The organism is Photorhabdus viridis (genome assembly GCF_040256935.1).
Lineage (GTDB): Bacteria > Pseudomonadota > Gammaproteobacteria > Enterobacterales > Enterobacteriaceae > Photorhabdus > Photorhabdus viridis.
Genome location: NZ_JBEJZY010000234.1, coordinates 1 through 569, shown reverse-complemented (window position 1 = coordinate 569; position 569 = coordinate 1). Strand labels below are relative to the sequence as shown.

At 48.0% G+C, this 569-nt stretch carries 1 protein-coding gene; it reads right to left on the bottom strand.

The genetic code is table 11. The features are described from left to right. A partial coding sequence (locus tag ABR397_RS23140) for a VRR-NUC domain-containing protein (RefSeq protein ID WP_350307751.1) occupies positions 1-569 on the bottom strand: 569 nt, incomplete at both ends.

Here is a 569-nt window from a genome sequence, read left to right as displayed (position 1 = left end):
AGGCGAACCGGGCGGCAGAGGGGCCAGTGGTATCGGATTTTTATAGTGCTGGGAACCGGGTTGATAATGTTTTCGCCATGCTTCATCATACTGTTTTTGCTCCTCGGTGCGATTATCGCTGATACGCATTACACCAAAGCGGTCTTCGGTGGCAATCTGAATGTAATCAGTTTGTTGTGCCTCAGTTAGGTCATCCCCCGGAAATTTCACCTCAATCAGCATTTTCAGATTATCGGGGTGTACGGAGCCATCGAAGTAAGTGGCATTTCTGCCCGGCCAGCGGAGAGTTTCCTCTTTAACCAAAATAATATCGGGGCGGCGAATGCGTAAAACGCCAAATTTCTCTGCATCGTCGGCAGAAGGCCGGACAAACGGATTACTGGATTGCGGTAAATTATCACCATAACGCTGTTTAGAGACCAGACTGGTCGCCAGCATGGGTAAGGGCACAGCCTCTTCTCTGATAGCAAACACCACTTCCGCTTTATAGGGCCACAGAAAGTCATGTTTGAGTTCCTCAACCTTAATCAATCCACTCATAATGACTTGATTAAGAAAGCGAATAGCAC